Consider the following 19,832-nt stretch of genomic DNA (forward strand, 5'->3'; position numbering starts at 1 on the left):
ATCGAGAGCCGCGCCGTCGACATCCTGCAGCCGGATCTCTGCGGCTGCGGTGGGTTCTCCGAGATGGCGAAGATTGCAAGTCTTGCGACGTTGCATGGCGTTCGCATCGTGCCGCATGTCTGGGGTACCGGCGTGCATCTTGCCGCTGCGCTACAGTTCATGGCGGCGATGACGCCAGATCCGGTGCGGGTGAACCCGATCGAGCCGATCATGGAGTTCGACCGGACGGAGAATCCCTTCCGCCAGGCGGTGCTGAAGACGCCGATCGAAGCCGTGAATGGTGTCGTTGCCATCCCCGACTCGCCCGGCCTCGGCATCGAGATCGATCGCGGTGCGCTCGCCCAGTTCAAGATGCCCGAGGCTTGAGATGATCGAGCGCACCCTCTCCGGCTGTCCTCCTGAACCCCGTCTGCCGAAGGGCACGGTCGATGCCCAAATGCACATGTATCTGCCGGGGTTTCCGTCGCTTCCCGGCGGTCCGCCTTTACCGGCTGAACCGTTGCCAGACGTCACGGCCTATCGCGGGGTCATGGATTGGCTCGGTATCGACAGGGTGATCATCACCCAGGGCAATGCCCACCAGCGGGACAACGCCAACACGCTTGCCTGTGTCGGCGCAATGGGCGCCGCCGCGCGGGCCGTCGTCGTCATCGACGAAACCACGTCCGATGCGGACATGCACGCGCTGAGCGCATCCGGCGCCGTCGGCGCACGCATCATGGATCTGCCCGGTGGCGCGGTGGGGCTCGATGCACTGGAAGCGGTCGACGCGCGTGCACATGCGGCGGATTGGATGATCGCCGTGCAGTTCGATGGCAATAGGATTCTCGACCACCTGCCGCGGCTGGAGCGCATCCGTTCACGCTGGGTGCTCGATCACCACGGCAAGTTCTTCGCCGGCGTCGACCCGGATGGGCCGGAGATTGCAGCACTTCTGAAGCTGATCGATCGGGGCAATGTCTGGTTCAAGTTCGCGGGGGTCTACGAGAGTTCGCGAGCGGAATGGCCCTACGAGGACGTGGCCGCCTTTTCGCGCAGGATCGCAGACCATGCCCCGGAACGCATCATCTGGGGCTCGAACTGGCCGCACAACATGATCCGGAAAACGGAAGACTATCCCGATGACGCGCGGCTTGCCGAACTGGTGCTCGGCTGGCTTGCCGACGACCGGGCAAAGCATCTGGCCCTCGTTGAGAACCCGGAACACCTGTTCAAGCTGCCGGCCTTCGCGGCGGCGTGACTTCGACCCGCGGCCGGAGCCGGGAGGCTCCCTGTCGGGCCCAAGGACATGAGATTTCGCATGCCGGCCCGGACGGGCAGCAACTCGGCCTTGGGAGAGGCCGAAGCACAATTAGTGGAGGAGGAAACGATGAAGAAAATTGCAGGCATGCTTTGCGTCGCAATGGGGCTGGCGTTTGCCGGCACAGCGGCGCAGGCGCAGGAAATCACCTTGCGTTCGGCGGACATCCACCCGGACGGCTATCCGACGGTTGAGGCCGTGAAGTACATGGGGCAGCTGCTGTCCGAGCGCAGCAACGGCCGGATCAAGATCGAGGTCATGAACAACGGCGTGCTCGGTGGCGAGAAGGACACGATCGAGCAGACCCGCTTCGGCGTCATCGACATGAACCGGGTCAATGCGGCGCCCTTCAACAACCTCGTCAAGGAGACGATGGTCCTTGGCATGCCATTCCTGTTCCGCTCGACCGAGCACATGCACAAGACGGTCGACGGCCCGATCGGCGAGGAGGTTCTCGCCGCTTTCGAGCCGCACGGTCTGATCGGTCTCGCCTTCTACGATTCCGGCGCCCGTTCCTTCTACACGACCAAAAAGCCGATCGAGAAACTGGCCGATCTCAAGGGGCTGAAGATCCGCGTGCAGCAGTCCGACCTCTGGATCGCGATGATGCAGGCCTTCGGCGCCAACCCGACGCCGATGCCGATGGGCGAGGTCTATTCGTCGCTTGAAACCGGTGTCGTCGACGGTGCCGAGAACAATTGGCCGTCCTACGAGTCCGCCCGTCATTTCGAGGTGGCCAAGAACTACTCGCTCACCGAACATTCTCTCAATCCGGAAATCCTGGTGATCTCCAAGATGAGCTGGGACAAGCTCTCCGCCGATGACCAGGGCCTGATCCGCCAGGCGGCAAAGGATTCCGTCGGCAAGATGCGCGAATTGTGGAGCGCGCGCGAAAAAGTCTCGGAAGAGAAGGTTCGCGCCGCCGCTGCAAACGTCATCAAGGTCAACAAGGAAGAGTTCGCCGCCGCCATGGGGCCGGTCTACGACCAGTTCGTCAGCGACCCGAAGCTCAAGGACCTTCTCGAGCGGGTGAAGGCGGTCAAGTGACAGCAGACGGCGGGCCGGCTCCGAGAATGGAGCCGGCTTTCGCAACTGTCCATTGATCGCTTTTGCGGAGGAGGAAGAGACATGCGTCGTTTCATGCGGGCGATGCGCCCGGTTCTCGGAGCGCTAAGCCGCGCGTCGCTCTATATCGCCGGCACCGGCATGGTCGCTATGACGTTGATCGTCGGCTGGCAGGTCTTTGCCCGCTACGTCTTGAACGACTCGCCAAGCTGGTCTGAACCCTTGGCCCTTCATCTCATGGCCTGGTTCATCATGCTCGGTGCCGCCGTCGGCGTGCGCGAAAGTGTGCATCTCGGGCTCGATGTCATCCGTCATGTGATGAAGCCTTCAGTGCAAATGGCCATGGACCTGATGAGCCTTGGCCTGATCGTCATCTTCGGCGCTTCCATGGCCTATTACGGCCTGCTGCTTTGCGTCGGCACTTGGACGGCCACCATTCCCGTTCTCGGCTGGCCGGGAGGGGTCGACTTTTTTCCGCTCATTGTCGGCGGTGTGATGATTGCCCTGTTTGCCGCCGAGCGTTTGATCGATCTGGTTCTGGGTGTCGATGTCGCCGCAGATGTCGTCGTGCAGGAGATGGCCTGAATGGCTTACACTATCCTCTTCGGGGTCTTCACCCTCTTGATGTTCATCGGCACGCCGATCGCGTTTTGCCTCGGCATCGCCTCCTTCGCCACCGTTCTCTATCTCGGCCTGCCGCCGGTGGTGGTGTTCCAGCAGTTGAATTCCGGCATGAACATCTTCGCCATGATGGCGATCCCGTTCTTCATCTTTGCCGGCGACCTCATGGTGCGCGGTGGCATTGCCAACCGGCTGATCCAGTTTGCCGCCGGCCTCGTCGGGCACCTTCGCGGTGGTCTCGGCCAGGTCAACATCGTCGCTTCGACACTCTTCGGCGGCATCTCCGGCTCGGCAGTGGCGGATGCCTCGGCGGTCGGCGGCCTGATGATCCCGCAAATGGCAAAGCGCGGCTATGACCGCGACTATGCCGTCAACGTCACGGTCAATGCGGCGATCATCGCGCTGATGGTGCCGCCGTCGCACAACATGATCCTTTATTCGATCGCGGCGGGCGGCAATGTCTCCGTCGCCGATCTCTTTACCGCCGGCATCATTCCCGGCCTGCTGCTTGCGCTTTCGCTGATGGTGACGGCCTATATCGTTGCAAGGCGCAGAGGCTATCCGGCCGAGCCGTTTCCGGGATTTTCCAAGGTCTTCTATTACCTGCTCGCCTCATTCCCCGGTATCGTGCTGATCGGAATCATTTTCGGCGGCGTACGCTCCGGCGTCTTCACCGCCACCGAGAGCTCTTGCATCGCCGTGCTCTATGCTTTCCTCGTCGCCATGCTGGTTTACCGCGAGCTGGATTGGACGGGTTTCGTCGAGGCGGTGATGGGGGCGGTGCGCACCACCGCCATGGTGCTTCTGGTCATCGGCATGGCGGCGTCCTTCGGCTGGCTGATGGCGTTCCTGCAGGTGCAGGCGCTGATGATCAGCGCGATCAGCGCGATCTCGGAAAACCCGATTATCGTGCTGCTTGTCATCAACATCATCCTGCTGTTCCTTGGCACCTTCATGGACATGGCGCCGATGGTGATCATCTGCACGCCGGTGCTCCTGCCGGTGGTGAAGGCCTTCGGCATCGATCCGGTGCATTTCGGCGTGGTGATGATCCTCAACGCCGGCATCGGGCTCAACACGCCACCGGTCGGCACGGTGCTGTTCGTCGGCTGTGCCGTTGGCGGGATTTCCATTCGCGAGGCGATGCGCACCATCTGGCCGTTCTTCGGCGCCAGCATCGCGGTGCTGATGGCGGTCACCTACATCCCGGCCCTGTCGCTCTGGCTGCCGTCGGTCTTCAAGTGAGTTGACGGTCTCGATGCTTTCGGGCTCGGCATCACTGCCGGCCCGGTCTACCCCCGCGATGGGTCGGCTATTCGTTCCGGTTCGCAGCGATGCACTGGCGTTCCAAGCGTTTCAGAAAAACGCCGATCTCCTTTGCCGCCTGCAGATCGCCCTTCCGTTCGGCGACAACGCGACCTTCGCGCCAGACCTGGATCGCCTCTTCGAACCGGGCGAGCTTGTGCAAGATGGCACCGCGCAGTTTCCACGCTGCCGAATAGTCCGGGTCGAAGGCGATTGCCCGCTCGACATGGGCAAGTGCGGTTTCGAGATCCGCCTCCTGAAGGCAGATGCTGCCGAGCGTGAAGCGCAGCAGGGCGTCATCCTTGCCGTCTTGTAAGAGCTTTTCGAGCACTTGCCGCATTGCTGGCGTTCCTCCTACACGATCGCCGATTCAGGCCGCAGGCTTGGTTGGGGCGAGGACCGCATGTCCGTTGCCCGGCGGCGCCGGCAACGATCTCGCCCTGTCGAGAGACTGATATCGCCGGCGGCTCCAGATCAAGGGGTCGGCATGGGTGGAAGTCTCGGTTGCGACAATTGTTCCGACGAACAGCGTGTGGTCCCCGACCTGCATCGACGCGCTGAGCACGCAGTCGAGCGCAGCGGCGGCCCCGAGAAGCCTTGGTCGTCCGCTCGGCCAGTCGGCCCAGATGCCGACGAGGTAACGCTTGGACGCTTCGATCTTGCCGGCGAAGGCATCCGCGATCAGTTCCTGCCCCTCAGCCAGCATGGCCAGCGAGAACCCCTCTTCAGCGGCGATCAATGTGGCGAGCGGACTGTCCGTCTTGATCGAAATGACGATTGATGGCGGGTTGGCGGAGAGCGAGAAAGTGGCGGTCACGGTCCGGCCGAGACTATCGGCGCCCCTACCGGAGCTTGCCACGCAGACGGTAGCGGCGAGATGCGACAGGGTGTCGGCGAACTCCGGTTTCGACACGGCCAGGTCGGCGTGGGCGTCGATATCGACGGAGAGCGAATATGTCTGGCGCATGGGTCTTGTTCCAACTGAGGTAGCCCGTGGCGGCGGGGAGACGCCACGGGGTTTGCGAACGCCCAGGTGCAGGCGGGGGCGAGAGGGCCGTCGCAAATTCTCTGACCATCCGATCCGCGAGCCGGTTCCGGCTCGCGGTGCTCATCGGCTGGTCAGGCGGACTTCAATTCCGCTTCGGCAAACTCGTAGTTGGCGAGCTTGTCGAGGAAGTTCGAGGTGTAGTCCGGCCGGCGGTTGCGGTAGTCGATGTAATAGGCGTGTTCCCAGACGTCGAGGCCGAGCAGAGCCTTGCCTTCGTTGGTGGCGACCGGATTGGTGCCGTTGGCCGTCTTCGTCACCTTGAGCTTGCCGTCAGGGCCGAGTACGAGCCAGGCCCAGCCGGAGCCGAACTGGCCGGTGGCGGCGGCCTTGAAGGCATCCTTGAAGCCTTGAACGCTGCCGAAGTCTTCGGTGATCTTCTTTTCGAGCGCGCCTGGGATCTGGCCACCCTGAGGCGAAAGGTTTTTCCAGAAGAGGATATGGTTCCAGTGTTGGCCGGCATTGTTGAAGACCGGCGCCAGTTCCGCCTTGCCGTGGCTGAGTCGAATGATCTCCTCGAGCGACAGGCCGGCAAGCGATGCGTCCTTCTCGACGAAGCCGTTCAGCGCCGTGACATAGGCCTGGTGGTGCTTGCCGTGGTGGAATTCGATCGTCTCGGCGCTCATGCCGTTTTCAGCGAGTGCTGCGGGTGCATAGGGAAGGGCGGGAAGTTCGAAGGCCATGATCAATTCCTTTGCGGGGGGGACACTCTCGACGGATCACTTGTCTGCGAATGGATGAGAGTGTATTTAGCAAGACAATTCTTTGTAAATCTGCGTGCAGGAATATGTCAAGCGATCACTTGTTAAATCCGGAGCAAAGCAGCGGCCGCACGCCGGGAGAGCGCATCATGCTGGCGCTCAAGCTGTATGGCCCGCAAACGGCGACGGCACTCGGCAAGCGTCTGACGATTACCGGTGAGGCCGTACGGCAACAGCTGGTTCGCCTCGCCGAAGATGGTCTCGTCCTGTCCTGGTCGGAGGCGAAAGGCGTCGGCCGTCCATCGCAGTTCTGGGGGCTGACCGCGCTTGGCCACGCTGAGTTTCCCGATACGCATGCGGAACTGACCGTCCAGTTGTTGAGGACGATCCGGCAGACGCTCGGCGAGGTGGCGATCGATCGGCTGATCGCGGCACGGGAGAACGAGACGCGGGAGAACTACAGCGCGGCGATGAGTGACAAGGAGAGCCTGCGCGAGCGGGTGGACGAACTAGTGCGGTTGCGATCTCAGGAAGGCTATATGGCGGCTTACGAGGATCCCGGTGACGGCACGCTGCTGTTTGTCGAGAACCATTGTCCGATCTGCGCCGCTGCGACGAGCTGCCAGGGCTTCTGCCGGGCGGAGTTGAGCGTGTTCCGTGCAGTGCTTGGCCCCGGGGTCGAGGTCGAGCGCGCCGAGCACATCCTCGCCGGCGCCCGCCGCTGCGCCTATGTCGTCAGGATGGTCGATCAAGCCGCCTGATCTGCCTTGGTAAAGGCGTGGCGCCGCGCCCGGTTGAATACGAGCGCGGCGCCGGTGCTCATCCTGTCAGCGCGCGCCCATGCGCAGCGCACCGTCAAGGCGGATGACTTCGCCGTTCAGCATGCGGTTCTCGCAGATGTGCTGCACGAGGGCCGCAAATTCATCCGGTTTACCGAGGCGCTGCGGGAAGGGCACGCTCTTGCCGAGCGAATCCTGCACTTCCTGCGGCATGCCGGCCATCATCGGCGTTTCGAAGATGCCCGGAGCAATGGCGACGACACGGATGCCATAGCGCGCGAGTTCACGGGCGACCGGCAACGTCATCGCGACGACGCCGCCCTTGGACGCCGCATAGGCGGCCTGGCCGATCTGGCCGTCGAACGCGGCAACCGATGCGGTGTTGACGATCACGCCTCGTTCGCCGTCCTCACCGGGCTCCTCCCGCTGGATCGCCTCGGAGGCAAGCCGCAGCATGTTGAAGGTGCCGATCAGGTTGATGCCGACCGCGCGCGAAAAGCTTTCGAGGCGATGCGGGCCGTCGCGGCCGAGCACCTTTTCACCCGGCGCGATACCGGCGCAGTTCACCAGTCCATGGAGATGGCCGAAGCGATCCAGTGCCGCTGCAACGGCGGCGGCGCCATCCGCTTCGTTGGTGACATCCGTCTTCTGGAAGAGGGCGTTGCTGCCAAGTTCCTCGGCCATCTTCTGGCCGGCCTCGGCGTTGACGTCGGCAAGAACCACACGGGCACCCTCGCCATGCAGTCGCCGCGCGACGGCTGCGCCGAGGCCCGAACCGCCACCGGTCACGATAAAGACTTTTCCATCGATCAGCATCTGAGGCTCCTCCCGTACCGGATCGTGTCGTTCGTGCATGTTTCCTTTAATCGTGCCCGATCAAAGGGCAAAAACATGCAGCACGTCAAAGTGCTACAGCGACCTTAGCGCGCCTAACGAGACGCGCGGCGCTGCAGGACATGGACATAGCCTTGCTGAGGCATGAAGCCAAGGGTGGCGGGTGCGGCGATGCGTCCATTCCCGGTCCGCGTCACCGCCTCCTTTCCGCAAACCGCTTTAGAAGTCCGCCACCAGGTGCGGTTCGCGCTCGGGTCCAAAGCGGGGTTGGACGCCGAGGAAGGAACCGGCGCGACTGATGATCTCCCGGACGACGGGCGCCGCTGTGTGCGCTGCCTGACGGCCGCCTCTCTCGCCCGTCAGCGGTGCATCGACGATCGAAAGGACGATGTAGCGTGGGTTATCCATGGGAAAGCCCGCTAGAAAGGCATTGAAATTGAGGTTTGTGGCGTATCGGCCATTGATGACCTTGTCCGCCGTGCCCGTCTTTCCTCCGACATGGAAGCCGGGCACCTGGGCGTGGCGGCCGGAGCCCAGTTGGCCGTTGCGGTTGTAAAGGTAGCGCATGTCGGCGCTCGTCGTCGGCTGCAGGACTTGCTGAGCCTGTGCCTTCGCCGTCTCGGAGGATCGCGGAAGGAACGTCGGAGAGATCAGGGTGCCGCCGTTCAGCAGAGCGGCCGCGGCGACCGCGGTTTGCAGCGGCGTCGTCGCAACGCCGTGTCCGAAGGATATGGTCACCGAATTGATCTTCTTCCAGCTCCGGGGCTGCGTGGGCGTTGCCACGCCCGGCAGCTCGGTCTCCATCCTGGAAAGGAGCCCAAGCCTGGTGAGAAAGGCCTGATGTCCCTCGATGCCAACCAGATCGGCGACCGCGGCGGTTCCGATATTGGATGAATACTGAAAGACCTCGGGAATGGTGAGGGGGCGATACTTGCCGCGAAAATCCTTGATGGTGAAGCCGCCCATGCGGATGGGGCGCGACGCACCGACCACGGAGTTGAGGCTGATCTTGCCGGCGTCCAGTCCCATTGCCAGGGTGAAGCTTTTGAACGTCGAGCCCATCTCGAACGTCGCATTGCTCATCCGGTTGAACCAGCCCTTTTCGTATTCCTTGTCGATATTGCCATCCGGTAGCGTGCGCGAAGGCTGGTTCGGATCGTAGTCGGGCACCGAAGCCATCGCGATGACTTCTCCGGTGTCCACATCTAAGACCACGGCACCGGCGGCTTCCGCCTGGTAATCGATCATGGCGCGCGCAACCGCTTCCCGAACGATGCTCTGAACGCGAAGGTCGATCGAGAGCTTGACCGGCTCGAGCGGGGTGTTGCCGGTCAATCCCGCCGCCCGGAGATCGGCAAGTCCTTGCTGATCGATGTAGCGCTCCATGCCCTGCAGGCCCTGATTGTCGACGTTGACATGCCCGAGGATATGCGAGGCCGTCGATCCGCCCGGATAAAAGCGCCGCTTTTCCGGCCGGAAGCCGATGCCGGGAATGCCGAGTGTCAATATGTCCGCCTGCTGTCGCGGCGTGAGTTGTCGCCGCAACCACTGGAAGGCGGTGCCGGATCGAAGCTTCCGGTGCGTATCGCGCCAATCGAGATTGGGAATGACGGTCGCGAGCTTCTCGACGACTTCGTCCGCATCGACGATCTTTCGCGGCTCGGCATAGAGCGACACCATGTTGACGTCGGTCGCCAGCAGTTCCCCATGCCGATCGACGATGTCAGGGCGGGAGGCCACAGCGTGGCTGGTGTCGTTGATCCACGCCGTCTCGACAGGTCTTTCCAGTCCGTACTGGACCAGTCGCCCCATGATCACCAGAAAGATCAGGGCAAAGCCGGCGATGATGATGCCAAGCCGTTGCCTTGCCTGCGTTCTCCGGCCCAAGGTGATGCCGACGACCGCTCCGCTTTTGCCACTGACGTTTCGTTTCAGGGAAAAATGTGCCCGGCTTTTCAGCCGGACGGCGAGAGAGATCAATGTCATTCCGAACGCATCCAGATCTAAGCCACCCGAAGCCATGGGATCGGTCTGCCAGCCGGCACACCGAACAAGGCTCTCGGACGCGAATTAAAAGAGGATAGGCTTTGCCTGTGTGGCTAAAATTGTTCGGTATGTCCTAACAACCTATTAACTCTTGCGCGTTCTGGTTGTTGATCCACAGGCAATCGACGGAGAACCGCGTGGAGACCGGGTCAACGCCGGAAGAAAAGGGCCTCCGCGTCTCTCCGGCGCGGAATGCGCGACGTTGAAACTAGCGCTGCGCGATCGGCGAAATATCGATAATCCTGATGCCGACGGCGTTACTGGATTCGTCATAGACGATTTCCCCTCGGCCGATGACCATGCCGTTGACCTTGAGTTCGACCGGATCGCCGAAATCGCGGTCGAGATGGATCGTATCATCAGGGTGGAGTTTTGAAATCTGAGAGACCGTCAGCCTGGCGCGGCCGATGACCGCCTCGATCGCCAGGGGGATGCCCTGGACCGCCCGTTCGCTCATCACCGAGCGGCTCTCGAGCTCAGGTCTCTCATGGAGCTCGACCAACTCATCCTGTAGCTTCTTGTTAATCATTCTGCACCATCCAAAGCACTGATTCACGACTCTTTAACAAAGAGTTGCGCCAGTTCGCCCTGGGTGGCAACCGTGGCTAAATGGGGGTTCTTCCTGCCTTGCAAGGGAGCGTTAACAAACAGTTAACATCCACAACGCGCGCCCGGCAGAAGGCCTCAAAGCGTCACCGCGTTCCAGTTTCCGTCCCGTTTTTGGAAACCGATCATACGACGGCCGTTCGGCAACTTGTCACCGAGTCGCACGACATAGACGTAGCCCTCGTACACCATCAGACCCTGATCACCGTTGCTGTAGAGGATCTCGAAGCTCGGCTGGTTCGGGGAAGCGCCTGCACCTGTCGGAGCCCCTGACGGATCGATCGCCGCCACTTCCGAGGGGACGTTTTGGGGACCAACGAGATAGTATAGCGACGACGCAAGGGCGGCGGCGCAGAGGAGGGCGCCGACCAGCGACGGCACCAGGCGCAGCTTGAAACGTTTTGGCGTCGGCTGAGGTGTTGCAACACTCAAGTTCGTTTTCCCGATTCGATCAAATACTGCCATCGGAACCGTTCTCGCGCGGCACTACCCGGCAGCCGTTACAGACAATGCTGTTGGTGGGCGGCCGGGTTTGCGTTGCGGAAGCCGTTCTCTGCTCTAATCCAAAGAGGTCACGACCTCTCAGAATCAACAGCATGCCCATTCGTCGATATCAGGGACATATGGTCCTGGTCGTTTCCACACCTTTTGAGTGTCTGCAACATCTGCCCCACTTCGCCTTCAAGTAGGGCCGATACGGTGCCTTGCTAGGGGATATGTCGACCCGCCGCCTCTAGGCTGCTTCGCGCTTGCCGGTTTGGAGGAGCCGCAGCCATGGGGTCAGGTGGAAGACGCTCATGAAGATGTACATCACGGTCATCCCGCCGATCTGCAGTCCCTGCTCGCCGGCGCATAACATCTGTCCGACGTCGGCGCCCCATGCGCCGGTCGAAATCGCCATGAGCGCGAAGGTCGGCGCCGCCGCGAGGGCGAGCCCATCGGCCGCCCTCCGTGCTGCCGTCCGGTGGACCTCCCGCGCGCTCGCAGAGAGGCTCGCGCTCATCGCACCGAGCCCGCGTCCTGGTTTCGCATCGCTGCCTCGCCGGCGTCCGAGACCTCGACCCAGCGCCGATCGGGTGCGGCGCCTTCGACATAGCTGTCGTTCCAGTTCCACCACTTGTAGGTCGGCGTCTGGGGATAGCCTTCGGGAGAGTCTTCCCAGATCTCCTGTCGGCCGAGCGGCGTGATGTCGAGATAATTCCAGGTGCCGCCCATCTGCTCATCACCGCGGTTGTTGATGAAGTAGGTACGAAACAGCCGATCGCCGTCGCGGAAAAACACGTTGTGGCCGTGCCACTCGTCGACGCCGAAATCGAGGTCGAAGCTGTCGGTGATGGTGTACCACGGCATCGTCCAGCCCATGCGCGCCTTCAGCCTGGCAATATCCGCCTGCGGCGCCCGCGAAGCGAAGACCAGAGTGGTTTCACGGGCGTTGAGATGGGCAAGGTGGGCAACCTGGTCGGCGACCATGGAGCAGCCGCGGCAGGCGTGCTCGGGCCAGCCATAGACGCCCGGCTCGTAGAAGGCGCGGTAGACGATCAACTGATGCCGGCCGGCAAAGAGGTCAAGCAAGCTTTCCTTGCCCTCGGGGCCCTCGAAGACATATTCCTTCGTGACCGCCATCCACGGCATGCGCCGGCGCTCTGCAGCAAGCGCATCGCGAGCATGCGTGTGTGCCTTTTCCCTGACGAGCAGGTTCTGTCGCGCTTCTTCCCAGGCCTGTTGTGAGACCACCTGCGGCTTCTGCATGGTGGGCTGGTCGGTTGCATTCTCGACTGTCTTGGTCATGGCTTTCAATCTCCTCGTTTTAGACGAAGCCTGCGTCGCACGGGCGAGAGCGCCGGGATGCAGGTCATCGCGCCGTCATCGAGAGTAGTTTGGCACCGTGGATCAAATGGCGGGAGTAACAACTGTGACGGTATTCATTCGGGCGGCGCGATGGGGGCGTGTGGGCCGGCGACCTTTCCGTCCTAGAGCCCGGCCAGCCGGATCTCGCCGGCGAAGAAATCGGCAAAGGCCCTTACCTTCGGCAGCAGCAATCGATTGGTTGGATAGACGATATAGATGCCGCGCTCAGCAAGTTTGTGTTGCGGCAGGATCCGCACGAGCTTGCCTTGGGCGAGCAGCGGGTTGGCGATGAAGGATGGCAGGGCGCCGATACCGATGCCGGCCTGGATCATCTCACGCAGCATCAGGCTGTTGTCGACGACGAAGCGTGCCGGCAGTTCGATGCTCGCCGTGCCGTCGGGACCTTCCATGATCCAGCTTCCCGGCTGGTCGGCGAGCCGGTAGCTGAGGCAATCGTGATTCTTGAGCTCGCTCACGCTTGCCGGCGTACCCCTGGCCGACAGATAGGTGGGCGCGGCGCAGATGATTTGTTCGACCTCGCCGAGCCGCTTGGCAATCAGTGATGAATCCGCAAGTGCTGTGCGCGCGCGGATCGAGACATCGAACCCTTCCGAGACGACGTCGAGCACATGATCGTCGAGCGTCATGTCGACCTTCAACTGCGGATGCAGCGCCATGAAGCGGGCGAGCATCGGCGCAAGGACCGTCAGCCCGAAAGAGAGGGGGGGCGTTGATCCGCAGCCGGCCATTGATCTCTCCGGCCTCGCCCGATGTCGAACGCTCCAACTGGTCGAGTTCGTCGAGGAGCCTGCAGCACTCGGCGAAGTAACCACGCCCGGTCTCTGAGAGGCTCATGCGCCGGGTGGTGCGCAGAATGAGCACGGTGCCGAGACGTTGCTCGAGCTGCCGGATCTGCTTGCTGATCGACGCATTCGATTGTCTGAGCTCTTCGGCCGCCCTGTTGAAGCTTTGAAGCTCGACGACGCGCCGAAACGCCCGCATGGCCGCCAGCAGATCCATAATTTCTCCAGAGTAAAATATCTATTCTCCTTATCGCTGATTATTCGCAATGCCGCCAGCAATACGGTGAGCTCAGCTTCCTGATGTTCAGGCAATGCAGAAAAAGGAGTTCACCATGTTCAACACCGCAACGTTCAGCCGCACAGTGGCAGTCTCTCTCGTGGCCGGATTGCTGGGGAGCGCGGCCTTCGCGCAGGACGTCGGCAAGAGCCCCTGGGGGCCGAAGGACGAGATCGGGCGCCTCAACCTGATTACGCCCGCTTCGCGGGCTGCGATCCTGTCGCGCATCGAGGGTGCCAAGTCCTACGACCTCGCGGTGGAGTATTTCATCGGCATGCCAAGCTGGGAGGCGGCCGGCGACCCGCCATACCAGATGTGGATGACCCACACGCCGCACGGCACAACGGTTTCTGATCCGATGAAGGTCGGCAAGGAGATGAACCAGCACGTCAGTTACTCTGGCTCGGCCGTTTCGATGTACGCGCATATGGGCACGCATATCGATGCGCTGAACCACTTCGGCCTGAACGGCAAGATATGGAACGGTTATGCGGCAGCCGATCACCTCGGAGACCAAGGCTGGACCGTCACCGGCGCGGAGAAATTGCCGCCGATCGTTGCGCGCGGCATCCTGATCGATGTCGCGGCGGCGAAGGGCATGCAGATGCTGCCGGAGAACTACCGCATTACCCGCAACGACCTGCAGGAGGCGCTCGACAGCCAGGGCGTCAAGCTCCAGCAAGGCGACGTGGCGCTGATCCGCACGGGGCGCATGCAGCACTACGAAGACAAGTCCGCCTACATGAGCAACCCGCCCGGGCTGAGCATCGATGCGGCGAAGTTCCTGGTCGAAGATGGCGGCGCCATGGCCGTCGGTGCCGACAACCTGAGCTTCGAAGCGTTTCCGGCAGAAACCGAAAACAACTACATCCCGGTTCACACCTATCTGCTGGCCCAACAGGGCGCGCCGATCATCGAGCTCATCAATCTCGAAGAGTTGTCGAAGGACCGGATCTACGAGTTCGCCTTCGTCGGCGCATCCCTCAAGTTCCGCGGGGCCGATGCCGCACCGATCCGTCCTGTCGCCTTCCCGCTGCGTTAGCCTTTCCAGAATGCTCTTGCTTGAGAGGAAGAGCCAGCCGAATGATCAAACGACGAAGACGCCGCGGCAACTCCGCGGCGCCTTCGCTCTGTCATCGCGCGATCTGAAATCAGGCCCTGTCTCACCGATTGGTAAACGCCCGCGCGCTTTCTGCGGTGCCACTAATCGATGGCGGCGGGTATCTCTGTTTCGGCGCGGCCGCGCAGCGGCTTTTCCGGCATCAGATGGAACATCGCGAGCGACAGCACCATCGCCGCGGTGCAAGCGGCAAAAATATAGGCGAATGGCAGTGCCGAGGCGGTCGTGGCACTGATCGCCTGAATGGCTTCACCACCCAGCGGTAGGCCATTGCCGAGCGCGATCGCGCCGAGGATCGCGACACCAAGGGCGCCGCCGAGCGATCGCAGGAAGGTCAGGACGCCGGTTGCCACGCCGAGATGCGCCTGGTCGACGGCGTTTTGCACGGAAATGGTCGCGACCGGAAACGTCATGCCGGAGCCGAAGCCCGCGCCCGAGGTCAATAGCACCAGCACCGATAGGGTTGTTCGCCCGGCGAGAGCGGCGAGCGCCGCCAGGCAGAGGAAGCTGAGGATGCTGCCGACGAGTGCCATTCGCTTGTAGTGGACGAGGCGCGGTATCGTCCGCGCGCTGGTCGTTGCTCCGAACACGGTGCCAAGCAACAGGCCGAGCATGATCAGCCCCGAGCCACCGGCGGAGAGGCCATGGAACGATTGCGCGTAGACCGGGAGGTAGACTGAAAGGCCGACATTGGCGCCCTGCGCCAGAAACATCGCCAGGGTTCCATAACGCACGATCGGATTGCTGAGCACTTCGAGCGAAATCAGAGGCTCGGTCACGCGCCGAAGGCGCAAGGCGAACGCACCCCAGAGAAGCGCCGAACAGCCGAGCAAACCGGCGATCGCCGGCGAAAGCCATGCATAGCGGCTGCCGCCCCAATTCAGCGCCAGCAGCAGAAGCGCGGTCGCGACGACGAGCAATGTGGCGCCTGCTCCATCGATCCGGTGCGCCCTGGTTATAACAGGCAGTTTCTTCAACGGATTGCTGATGATCGCCAGGGCCGCAAGGCCGAGCGGGATGTTGATCCAGAAAATCAACGACCAATGGAGATGTTCGGCGAAGGTGCCGCCCAAAAGCGGCCCGGCGATGCTTGCTACGGCCCACGTTCCGGAAATCCAAGCGGCATAGCGTGCGCGCTCGCGTGGTGGGACGAGGTCGCCGATCACCGTTTGCGAGAGGGCGAAGAGACCGCCGCCACCCAGGCCCTGGACCGCGCGGCCGATGATCAGCGTCAGCATGTTCGGCGCCAGCGCGCTTATCAGCGATCCCGCAAGGAAGATGATCACGGCGGCGAAGATCGTCGGCCGTCGCCCGTGAATATCGGAGATCTTGCCATAAAGGGGAGCCATGGCCGTCGCGGTCAGGAGATAGGCCGTCACGACCCAGGGCAGATAGTCGCTGTGTCCGAGGGTCTTGCCGATCGTAGGCATGGCGGGTGCCACGATCGTCTGGTCGAGTGCGGCCAGAAGCATCGCGAGAAGGACTCCCCCGATGATGACGTTCTTCTCCGGCTCCGAGAGAGAGGCCGCCGTCGCGGTCGTTTCACTAGGGTGACGTATCTCATTCATGCGGGTGGCCCGATGCAGTCATTTCCACTTTGACGAGAGGCATTCAGAATGCTTGGGCGCGCGATAGTCAACCGTCCGAGTGACCGGGAGCTTCTCGCCGCCTGATGATCGGGGGAAGCAAAGCGGGGTCGACCGAGCCGCCTCGTGAGACGGATCTGGCGGGCGAGGCAGTCTGCGGGGCGACCGGGCTAGGCACTTCGGTGCCGTGCCATCAGCTTGGCCTGAAGCACGACCACGACGAGCAGGAAAGCGCCGCGGATGACCGATTGCCAGTAGGCGGAGAGCGAAATCCAGCCGAGACCGTTTTCGAAGTTCAGGATGACGGCCCTCGGTCACAAGTCAATGGTGAAAGCTGGATGGACGCGGCCATGGACCGCCTGAAAGGCTATAAGCAGGCGCTCGCTTCCGCCGACATCGCCTTCGACGAGACGCTTGTGCGCGATGGCGACTGGCTGCCACTACGCGGTTACGAGGCCGGGCTGGACCTGCTCTCCATGCCGAACCCGCCGATCTTTCGGTCATGGGCTACGACGACCAGGAACTGGCGCGCTACACCCATCCGCCGCTCTCGACGCTGGTGCTGCCGAACTACGAGATGGGACAGAGGGCCGCCGAGATCCTGATCGACATGGCGATCCACGGAAAACACATGCGTCCGATGACCATAAAGGTCGACGGGCCTTTGGTGGTTCGCGAAACCACCTCCGGCTGGCCCGCCCGGGCCGCGCAGGCAAAGCGATAGAGCGGCGCAACGCTTTCGGGAAACAGGATAGAGCGTCGTTAGTCGTCCGCTTCGTTGGCATAGGCGGCGATGTAGGCTTCCGTTAGCGCCTCTTCCAGCGGGCGACCCAATCGATAGGGAGAAAGCGTCTCGGGCCGCGCGACGCCGTGCGGCAAGCGCGAGCAGGGTTCGGGTGCGCCCAGAACGGTGTGCACGGGAAGGCGCTCCGCATAAACAGGCAGATCGTAGTCCTCCTCATCGTCGGCGATACCCTTGGCCCTGATCTTTGCTGAGGCCCGTTCGATTTCCATGACGATGACAGCGGTCGCCTTGATCTCTTGAGCAGTGCTCGGGCGCAGGGTCGCGGTGCGGTCCGGAAAGAGCCGGTCCACCATCATCGTCAGGGCACGCAGTTTCTCCTCCTGGTCCTCGACCAGGCGGGCCGTTCCGAAAGCCATGACCGAGCGGTAATCGGCCGAATGGTTGAAGCCGGAGCGGGCAAGCACGAGGCTGTCGAGGTGTGTGACGGTCAGGCAGGCCGGCTCGCCCGCCGACAGGTTGCGCAGCATGCGGCTGGCGCTGCTGCCGTGCCAGTAGAGGTGCCGCCCTTCACGCCAGAAGAGCGTCGGCGTGCAGAAGGGTTGGCCGTCGATGACATAGGCGACGTGGGCGAGTGCCGCCGCGTCGAGCAGCCTGTGCACCGTCTCGTGGTCGTAGAAACCACGGTCATGGCGGCGCTTGACGCGGTTGACCGTATCGACGGGGTAGGCGGGCGTGGAATGTTCGGTCACGGCTGGTTCCTTTCAGGCTTGCATCCTGAAGGTTCGCATGAGCAGACTGGTTTGAAATAGGTCCACTTTTGTAATCTTCATGCCAACCACTTCTCTTCCAAGACAGGGATCGGCCTTCCCGCCGATCGAACTTGATCGCTCGATCCGCAACCATGCGCTTCGGGTCCACAGTGGGTTGCGTGCCGCTATCGTCGACGGTTTGCTGGCGCCCGGCTCCCGTCTGCCGTCGAGCCGCGAGCTTTCCGCCCAACTTGGCATAGGCCGCAATATGATCGTTGCGGCCTATGAGCATCTCGCGAGCGACGGACTGATCGAGGCCCGCCACGGCTCGGGCACCTATGTCTCGTCCAGCCTGCCGACACCGCCATCCATTGCAACGGCACCGGATATCCCGCTGGCCTTTGGCGGCCGGCCGCCCTTCGCTCTCGGCCAGACCCATGTGGAGCCGGCTTTTCTTGCGCGGCTGGCTGCGGCCACCCGGCGTCATATCGCGGAAGCGAGCGTCGACGACCTTGCCTATGGCGACCCACGCGGCAGCTTGCATTTGCGCCGACAGATCGCAGACTTCCTGGCCGTCAACCGAGGCATCCGTTGCGATCCAGGCTGTGTGGTGATCGTCAGCGGCACCCAGCACGGGCTGAGGCTGTGCGTCGACGCACTGCTTGCGCCGGGAGATTGTGCCTGGGTCGAGGAGCCCGGCTATGGCGTGTCGCGCTCGACACTGATGACAGCAGGTGTGCGGCTTGTGCCGGTGCCGGTCGACGGGGCAGGGATCGATGTTGCAGCGGGTTTTGCACGAAACCCTGGCGCCAGGGCTGTCTATGTCACCCCTTCGCACCAGTTTCCGACCGGTGTGAAAATGGCGATGGACCGACGTGTGGCGCTGATCGATTGGGCTGACGCGACTGGCGTCTGGATCTTCGAGGACGACTACGACAGCGAGTTCCGCTATTCAGGTCCTCCGCTGACGGCACTGGCAGGGCTTGCGCCGGACCGCGTCGTCTATCTCGGGACCTTCGCCAAGACGCTGTTTCCGGGGTTGCGGCTGGGTTACGTGGTGGTGCCTCCAGGCGCATTGGGACGGGTGTTGGCGCGTCGCGCCGCCTTCGACCGGTTCATGCCGGTTTTCCTGCAGAACGCCGTGGCCGATCTCCTGGCGGATGGATCGGTCGCGTCCCATTTGCGCAAGAGCCAGAGGCGCTATCGTGTCGCCCGCGATCAACTGACTGAAATTGTCAACGCCACATCCCGGGGGACACTGTGCCCGGATGTCCCGGAACAGGGCCTTCACATGATCGTCCGGCCGCGCGACGGGCTCGCGCCGGGCCTGTCGCAATTGATCCGGGCGGAAGCGAAAATCGAAGCGGTGCTTCTGTCCGAAACCTTCATGGAGCGACGCGACGCCGAAGGCCTCATCCTCGGGTTCTCAGGATATGAAACCGGTGCGCTGCGGGCGGCAGCCACGCGCCTGGGAACCACCGCGCTCAAACTGGCCGACGGCTCTCGGTGGTGACCACCCCACGCGACACCTTCAAATGGTGGGCAACACGGTTCTTACGTGGTCCGCGAGTGCCTTCACCGCGGATGACGGGCGAAGTTCGGCAAATTCGAGCGCAATGCCGATCGTCGGGAGCTTCGGCAATCCGGCCGAAATGACGTGCAGGTCGGAGGGGACGGCGGTTCTCGTTAGAACACTGATCGCATGGCCGGATCGGGCAAATGCGATGAGACCGGCAAGGCTGTTGCTCGCAAAGGCGACGCGGTACCGACGATTGACGGCCTCCATCGCGTCGCAGGCTGCCCGGTAGTCGAGCGTCGTCGGGGCTGACAAGGCTAAGGGCAGGGAGACACGGTCGAGGATCTCCGGTTCTGCAGCCTTGCCGACCCACACGAAGTCTTCGGTGCGAATGGTCTCGCCGTTTGAAACATCGGCAATTGACACGAGCGCCAGATCGATTTGCCGCCGCAGCAACATTGGGCGCAGTTCCGTGGTCGGTGCGCAGACCATGCGCAATTCGACCTCCGGGTGCTGATCGAGAAAGCGCTCGATGATCCCTGGGAGAAAGGCGATTGAATAATCTTCCGGGCACCCCAGGGTCACGGAACCTTTGAGACCCTTGCCTTCCATCTCCGCCAAGATCTCATCGTGCCCGGCGAGAAGATGTTCGGCATGGGCCAGCAGCTTTTCACCGGCCGCGGTCAGCCGTACGCCGGATCCGGTGCGATGGAAGAGCGCCTGCTCGAGAAAGTCCTCCAGACGCTGCATCTGCATGCTGAGCGTCGATTGCGTTCGCCCGACCTGAAGGGAGGCAAGGCTGATTGAGCCCGCCCGCGCGATGACGGCGAAATTTCGAAGCAAGGCAAGATCGAGATTTCTCATGATATCAAAATATCCAATATCG

General features: G+C 62.5%; 22 protein-coding genes and 2 pseudogenes. 9 read left to right on the top strand and 15 right to left on the bottom strand.

Annotated features, from left to right (window positions below; translation table 11 throughout):
* From AC3WWH_RS29355 to AC3WWH_RS29375, 5 genes are all read left to right on the top strand, one after another.
* Positions 1-366: enolase C-terminal domain-like protein (locus AC3WWH_RS29355; protein WP_492377355.1), on the top strand; the 366-nt coding region annotated here is incomplete at its 5' end.
* A 1-nt stretch (position 367) separates the two neighbouring features.
* Complete coding sequence (locus AC3WWH_RS29360; protein WP_492377356.1) at positions 368-1,240, top strand: amidohydrolase family protein; 873 nt, start codon at positions 368-370, stop codon at positions 1,238-1,240.
* A 129-nt stretch (positions 1,241-1,369) separates the two neighbouring features.
* Positions 1,370-2,347: a TRAP transporter substrate-binding protein gene (locus AC3WWH_RS29365; protein WP_058323219.1), complete on the top strand. Its 978-nt coding sequence runs from the start codon at positions 1,370-1,372 to the stop codon at positions 2,345-2,347.
* A gap of 81 nt (positions 2,348-2,428) precedes the next feature.
* On the top strand, positions 2,429-2,950 hold the full coding sequence (locus AC3WWH_RS29370) for a TRAP transporter small permease (RefSeq protein WP_058323220.1): 522 nt from the start codon (positions 2,429-2,431) through the stop codon (positions 2,948-2,950).
* Positions 2,951-4,231: a TRAP transporter large permease gene (locus AC3WWH_RS29375; RefSeq protein ID WP_058323221.1), complete on the top strand. Its 1,281-nt coding sequence runs from the start codon at positions 2,951-2,953 to the stop codon at positions 4,229-4,231. It abuts the gene before it with no gap.
* Positions 4,232-4,298: 67 nt separating this feature from the next.
* Here AC3WWH_RS29375 and AC3WWH_RS29380 read toward each other — a convergent pair whose 3' ends face one another.
* From AC3WWH_RS29380 to AC3WWH_RS29390, 3 genes are all read right to left on the bottom strand, one after another.
* On the bottom strand, positions 4,299-4,631 hold the full coding sequence (locus tag AC3WWH_RS29380) for a tetratricopeptide repeat protein (protein WP_058323222.1): 333 nt from the start codon (positions 4,629-4,631) through the stop codon (positions 4,299-4,301).
* A gap of 30 nt (positions 4,632-4,661) precedes the next feature.
* Positions 4,662-5,258, bottom strand: coding sequence for a flavin reductase family protein (locus AC3WWH_RS29385; RefSeq protein ID WP_063891505.1), 597 nt, complete (start codon positions 5,256-5,258; stop codon positions 4,662-4,664).
* Positions 5,259-5,410: 152 nt separating this feature from the next.
* The gene (locus AC3WWH_RS29390; protein WP_058323223.1) at positions 5,411-6,019 is read right to left on the bottom strand and encodes a superoxide dismutase; all 609 of its coding nucleotides are present in this window, start codon (positions 6,017-6,019) and stop codon (positions 5,411-5,413) included.
* A gap of 167 nt (positions 6,020-6,186) precedes the next feature.
* Here AC3WWH_RS29390 and AC3WWH_RS29395 point away from each other — a divergent pair, with 167 nt between their 5' ends.
* Positions 6,187-6,798 (top strand): helix-turn-helix transcriptional regulator, encoded by a 612-nt coding sequence (locus AC3WWH_RS29395; protein ID WP_082640932.1) that lies wholly within the window; start codon positions 6,187-6,189, stop codon positions 6,796-6,798.
* Positions 6,799-6,864: 66 nt separating this feature from the next.
* On the opposite strand, the gene AC3WWH_RS29400 is transcribed toward AC3WWH_RS29395, so the two are convergent.
* The 8 genes and pseudogenes from AC3WWH_RS29400 to AC3WWH_RS29435 all read right to left on the bottom strand — a co-directional run.
* Positions 6,865-7,632, bottom strand: a complete 768-nt coding sequence (locus tag AC3WWH_RS29400; RefSeq protein ID WP_058323225.1) for a 3-hydroxyacyl-CoA dehydrogenase — start codon at positions 7,630-7,632, stop codon at positions 6,865-6,867.
* Between the two features lie 237 nt (positions 7,633-7,869).
* On the bottom strand, positions 7,870-9,636 hold the full coding sequence (locus AC3WWH_RS29405) for a peptidoglycan D,D-transpeptidase FtsI family protein (protein WP_492377357.1): 1,767 nt from the start codon (positions 9,634-9,636) through the stop codon (positions 7,870-7,872).
* A 268-nt stretch (positions 9,637-9,904) separates the two neighbouring features.
* Positions 9,905-10,225 (bottom strand): FliM/FliN family flagellar motor C-terminal domain-containing protein, encoded by a 321-nt coding sequence (locus tag AC3WWH_RS29410; protein ID WP_113399453.1) that lies wholly within the window; start codon positions 10,223-10,225, stop codon positions 9,905-9,907.
* A 155-nt stretch (positions 10,226-10,380) separates the two neighbouring features.
* Complete coding sequence (locus tag AC3WWH_RS29415; RefSeq protein WP_492377358.1) at positions 10,381-10,767, bottom strand: hypothetical protein; 387 nt, start codon at positions 10,765-10,767, stop codon at positions 10,381-10,383.
* A 268-nt stretch (positions 10,768-11,035) separates the two neighbouring features.
* Positions 11,036-11,305 (bottom strand): hypothetical protein, encoded by a 270-nt coding sequence (locus tag AC3WWH_RS29420; RefSeq protein ID WP_058323228.1) that lies wholly within the window; start codon positions 11,303-11,305, stop codon positions 11,036-11,038.
* Positions 11,302-12,090: a DUF899 domain-containing protein gene (locus AC3WWH_RS29425; RefSeq protein ID WP_058323229.1), complete on the bottom strand. Its 789-nt coding sequence runs from the start codon at positions 12,088-12,090 to the stop codon at positions 11,302-11,304. The genes AC3WWH_RS29420 and AC3WWH_RS29425 overlap by 4 nt, the downstream gene beginning before the upstream one ends.
* Before the next feature lie 182 nt (positions 12,091-12,272).
* Complete coding sequence (locus AC3WWH_RS29430) at positions 12,273-12,899, bottom strand: substrate binding domain-containing protein (RefSeq protein ID WP_492377359.1); 627 nt, start codon at positions 12,897-12,899, stop codon at positions 12,273-12,275.
* Between the two features lie 142 nt (positions 12,900-13,041).
* Positions 13,042-13,170 (bottom strand): annotated as a pseudogene (locus AC3WWH_RS29435) (LysR family transcriptional regulator); the annotation flags it as partial.
* A gap of 115 nt (positions 13,171-13,285) precedes the next feature.
* Here AC3WWH_RS29435 and AC3WWH_RS29440 point away from each other — a divergent pair.
* On the top strand, positions 13,286-14,272 hold the full coding sequence (locus AC3WWH_RS29440; protein WP_113399474.1) for a cyclase family protein: 987 nt from the start codon (positions 13,286-13,288) through the stop codon (positions 14,270-14,272).
* Between the two features lie 161 nt (positions 14,273-14,433).
* Here the strand turns inward: AC3WWH_RS29440 and AC3WWH_RS29445 are convergent, their stop codons facing one another.
* Positions 14,434-15,918 carry an MDR family MFS transporter gene (locus tag AC3WWH_RS29445; protein ID WP_113399455.1) on the bottom strand — a complete coding sequence of 495 codons (1,485 nt, stop codon included), beginning with the start codon at positions 15,916-15,918 and terminating at the stop codon, positions 14,434-14,436.
* Between the two features lie 188 nt (positions 15,919-16,106).
* Positions 16,107-16,238 (bottom strand): annotated as a pseudogene (locus tag AC3WWH_RS29450) (ABC transporter permease); the annotation flags it as partial.
* A gap of 200 nt (positions 16,239-16,438) precedes the next feature.
* Here AC3WWH_RS29450 and AC3WWH_RS29455 point away from each other — a divergent pair.
* Positions 16,439-16,660 (top strand): substrate-binding domain-containing protein, encoded by a 222-nt coding sequence (locus tag AC3WWH_RS29455; protein ID WP_058323232.1) that lies wholly within the window; start codon positions 16,439-16,441, stop codon positions 16,658-16,660.
* Between the two features lie 38 nt (positions 16,661-16,698).
* Here the strand turns inward: AC3WWH_RS29455 and AC3WWH_RS29460 are convergent, their stop codons facing one another.
* Positions 16,699-17,430, bottom strand: coding sequence for a pyridoxamine 5'-phosphate oxidase family protein (locus tag AC3WWH_RS29460; RefSeq protein WP_058323233.1), 732 nt, complete (start codon positions 17,428-17,430; stop codon positions 16,699-16,701).
* A gap of 79 nt (positions 17,431-17,509) precedes the next feature.
* Here AC3WWH_RS29460 and pdxR point away from each other — a divergent pair, with 79 nt between their 5' ends.
* Positions 17,510-18,943, top strand: a complete 1,434-nt coding sequence (pdxR, locus tag AC3WWH_RS29465) for a MocR-like pyridoxine biosynthesis transcription factor PdxR (protein ID WP_113399456.1) — start codon at positions 17,510-17,512, stop codon at positions 18,941-18,943.
* Positions 18,944-18,961: 18 nt separating this feature from the next.
* On the opposite strand, the gene AC3WWH_RS29470 is transcribed toward pdxR, so the two are convergent.
* On the bottom strand, positions 18,962-19,810 hold the full coding sequence (locus tag AC3WWH_RS29470; protein ID WP_058323235.1) for a LysR substrate-binding domain-containing protein: 849 nt from the start codon (positions 19,808-19,810) through the stop codon (positions 18,962-18,964).
* Between the last annotated feature and the right edge of the window lie 22 nt (positions 19,811-19,832).

The sequence above is a fragment of the Ensifer sp. EB106-03-01-XG145 genome (genome assembly GCF_058792075.1).

What these genes read in the sequence shown, in the direction of transcription:
- AC3WWH_RS29360 (WP_492377356.1), top strand. Translation starts at nt 368, where the DNA reads ATGATCGAGCGCACCCTCTCCGGCTGTCCTCCTGAACCCCGTCTGCCG.
- AC3WWH_RS29365 (WP_058323219.1), top strand. Translation starts at nt 1,370, where the DNA reads ATGAAGAAAATTGCAGGCATGCTTTGCGTCGCAATGGGGCTGGCGTTT.
- AC3WWH_RS29370 (WP_058323220.1), top strand. Translation starts at nt 2,429, where the DNA reads ATGCGTCGTTTCATGCGGGCGATGCGCCCGGTTCTCGGAGCGCTAAGC.
- AC3WWH_RS29375 (WP_058323221.1), top strand. Translation starts at nt 2,951, where the DNA reads ATGGCTTACACTATCCTCTTCGGGGTCTTCACCCTCTTGATGTTCATC.
- AC3WWH_RS29380 (WP_058323222.1), bottom strand. Translation starts at nt 4,631, where the DNA reads ATGCGGCAAGTGCTCGAAAAGCTCTTACAAGACGGCAAGGATGACGCC.
- AC3WWH_RS29385 (WP_063891505.1), bottom strand. Translation starts at nt 5,258, where the DNA reads ATGCGCCAGACATATTCGCTCTCCGTCGATATCGACGCCCACGCCGAC.
- AC3WWH_RS29390 (WP_058323223.1), bottom strand. Translation starts at nt 6,019, where the DNA reads ATGGCCTTCGAACTTCCCGCCCTTCCCTATGCACCCGCAGCACTCGCT.
- AC3WWH_RS29395 (WP_082640932.1), top strand. Translation starts at nt 6,187, where the DNA reads ATGCTGGCGCTCAAGCTGTATGGCCCGCAAACGGCGACGGCACTCGGC.
- AC3WWH_RS29400 (WP_058323225.1), bottom strand. Translation starts at nt 7,632, where the DNA reads ATGCTGATCGATGGAAAAGTCTTTATCGTGACCGGTGGCGGTTCGGGC.
- AC3WWH_RS29405 (WP_492377357.1), bottom strand. Translation starts at nt 9,636, where the DNA reads ATGACATTGATCTCTCTCGCCGTCCGGCTGAAAAGCCGGGCACATTTT.
- AC3WWH_RS29410 (WP_113399453.1), bottom strand. Translation starts at nt 10,225, where the DNA reads ATGATTAACAAGAAGCTACAGGATGAGTTGGTCGAGCTCCATGAGAGA.
- AC3WWH_RS29415 (WP_492377358.1), bottom strand. Translation starts at nt 10,767, where the DNA reads ATGGCAGTATTTGATCGAATCGGGAAAACGAACTTGAGTGTTGCAACA.
- AC3WWH_RS29420 (WP_058323228.1), bottom strand. Translation starts at nt 11,305, where the DNA reads ATGAGCGCGAGCCTCTCTGCGAGCGCGCGGGAGGTCCACCGGACGGCA.
- AC3WWH_RS29425 (WP_058323229.1), bottom strand. Translation starts at nt 12,090, where the DNA reads ATGACCAAGACAGTCGAGAATGCAACCGACCAGCCCACCATGCAGAAG.
- AC3WWH_RS29430 (WP_492377359.1), bottom strand. Translation starts at nt 12,899, where the DNA reads ATGGCCGGCTGCGGATCAACGCCCCCCCTCTCTTTCGGGCTGACGGTC.
- AC3WWH_RS29440 (WP_113399474.1), top strand. Translation starts at nt 13,286, where the DNA reads ATGTTCAACACCGCAACGTTCAGCCGCACAGTGGCAGTCTCTCTCGTG.
- AC3WWH_RS29445 (WP_113399455.1), bottom strand. Translation starts at nt 15,918, where the DNA reads ATGAATGAGATACGTCACCCTAGTGAAACGACCGCGACGGCGGCCTCT.
- AC3WWH_RS29455 (WP_058323232.1), top strand. Translation starts at nt 16,439, where the DNA reads ATGGGCTACGACGACCAGGAACTGGCGCGCTACACCCATCCGCCGCTC.
- pdxR (WP_113399456.1), top strand. Translation starts at nt 17,510, where the DNA reads ATGCCAACCACTTCTCTTCCAAGACAGGGATCGGCCTTCCCGCCGATC.
- AC3WWH_RS29470 (WP_058323235.1), bottom strand. Translation starts at nt 19,810, where the DNA reads ATGAGAAATCTCGATCTTGCCTTGCTTCGAAATTTCGCCGTCATCGCG.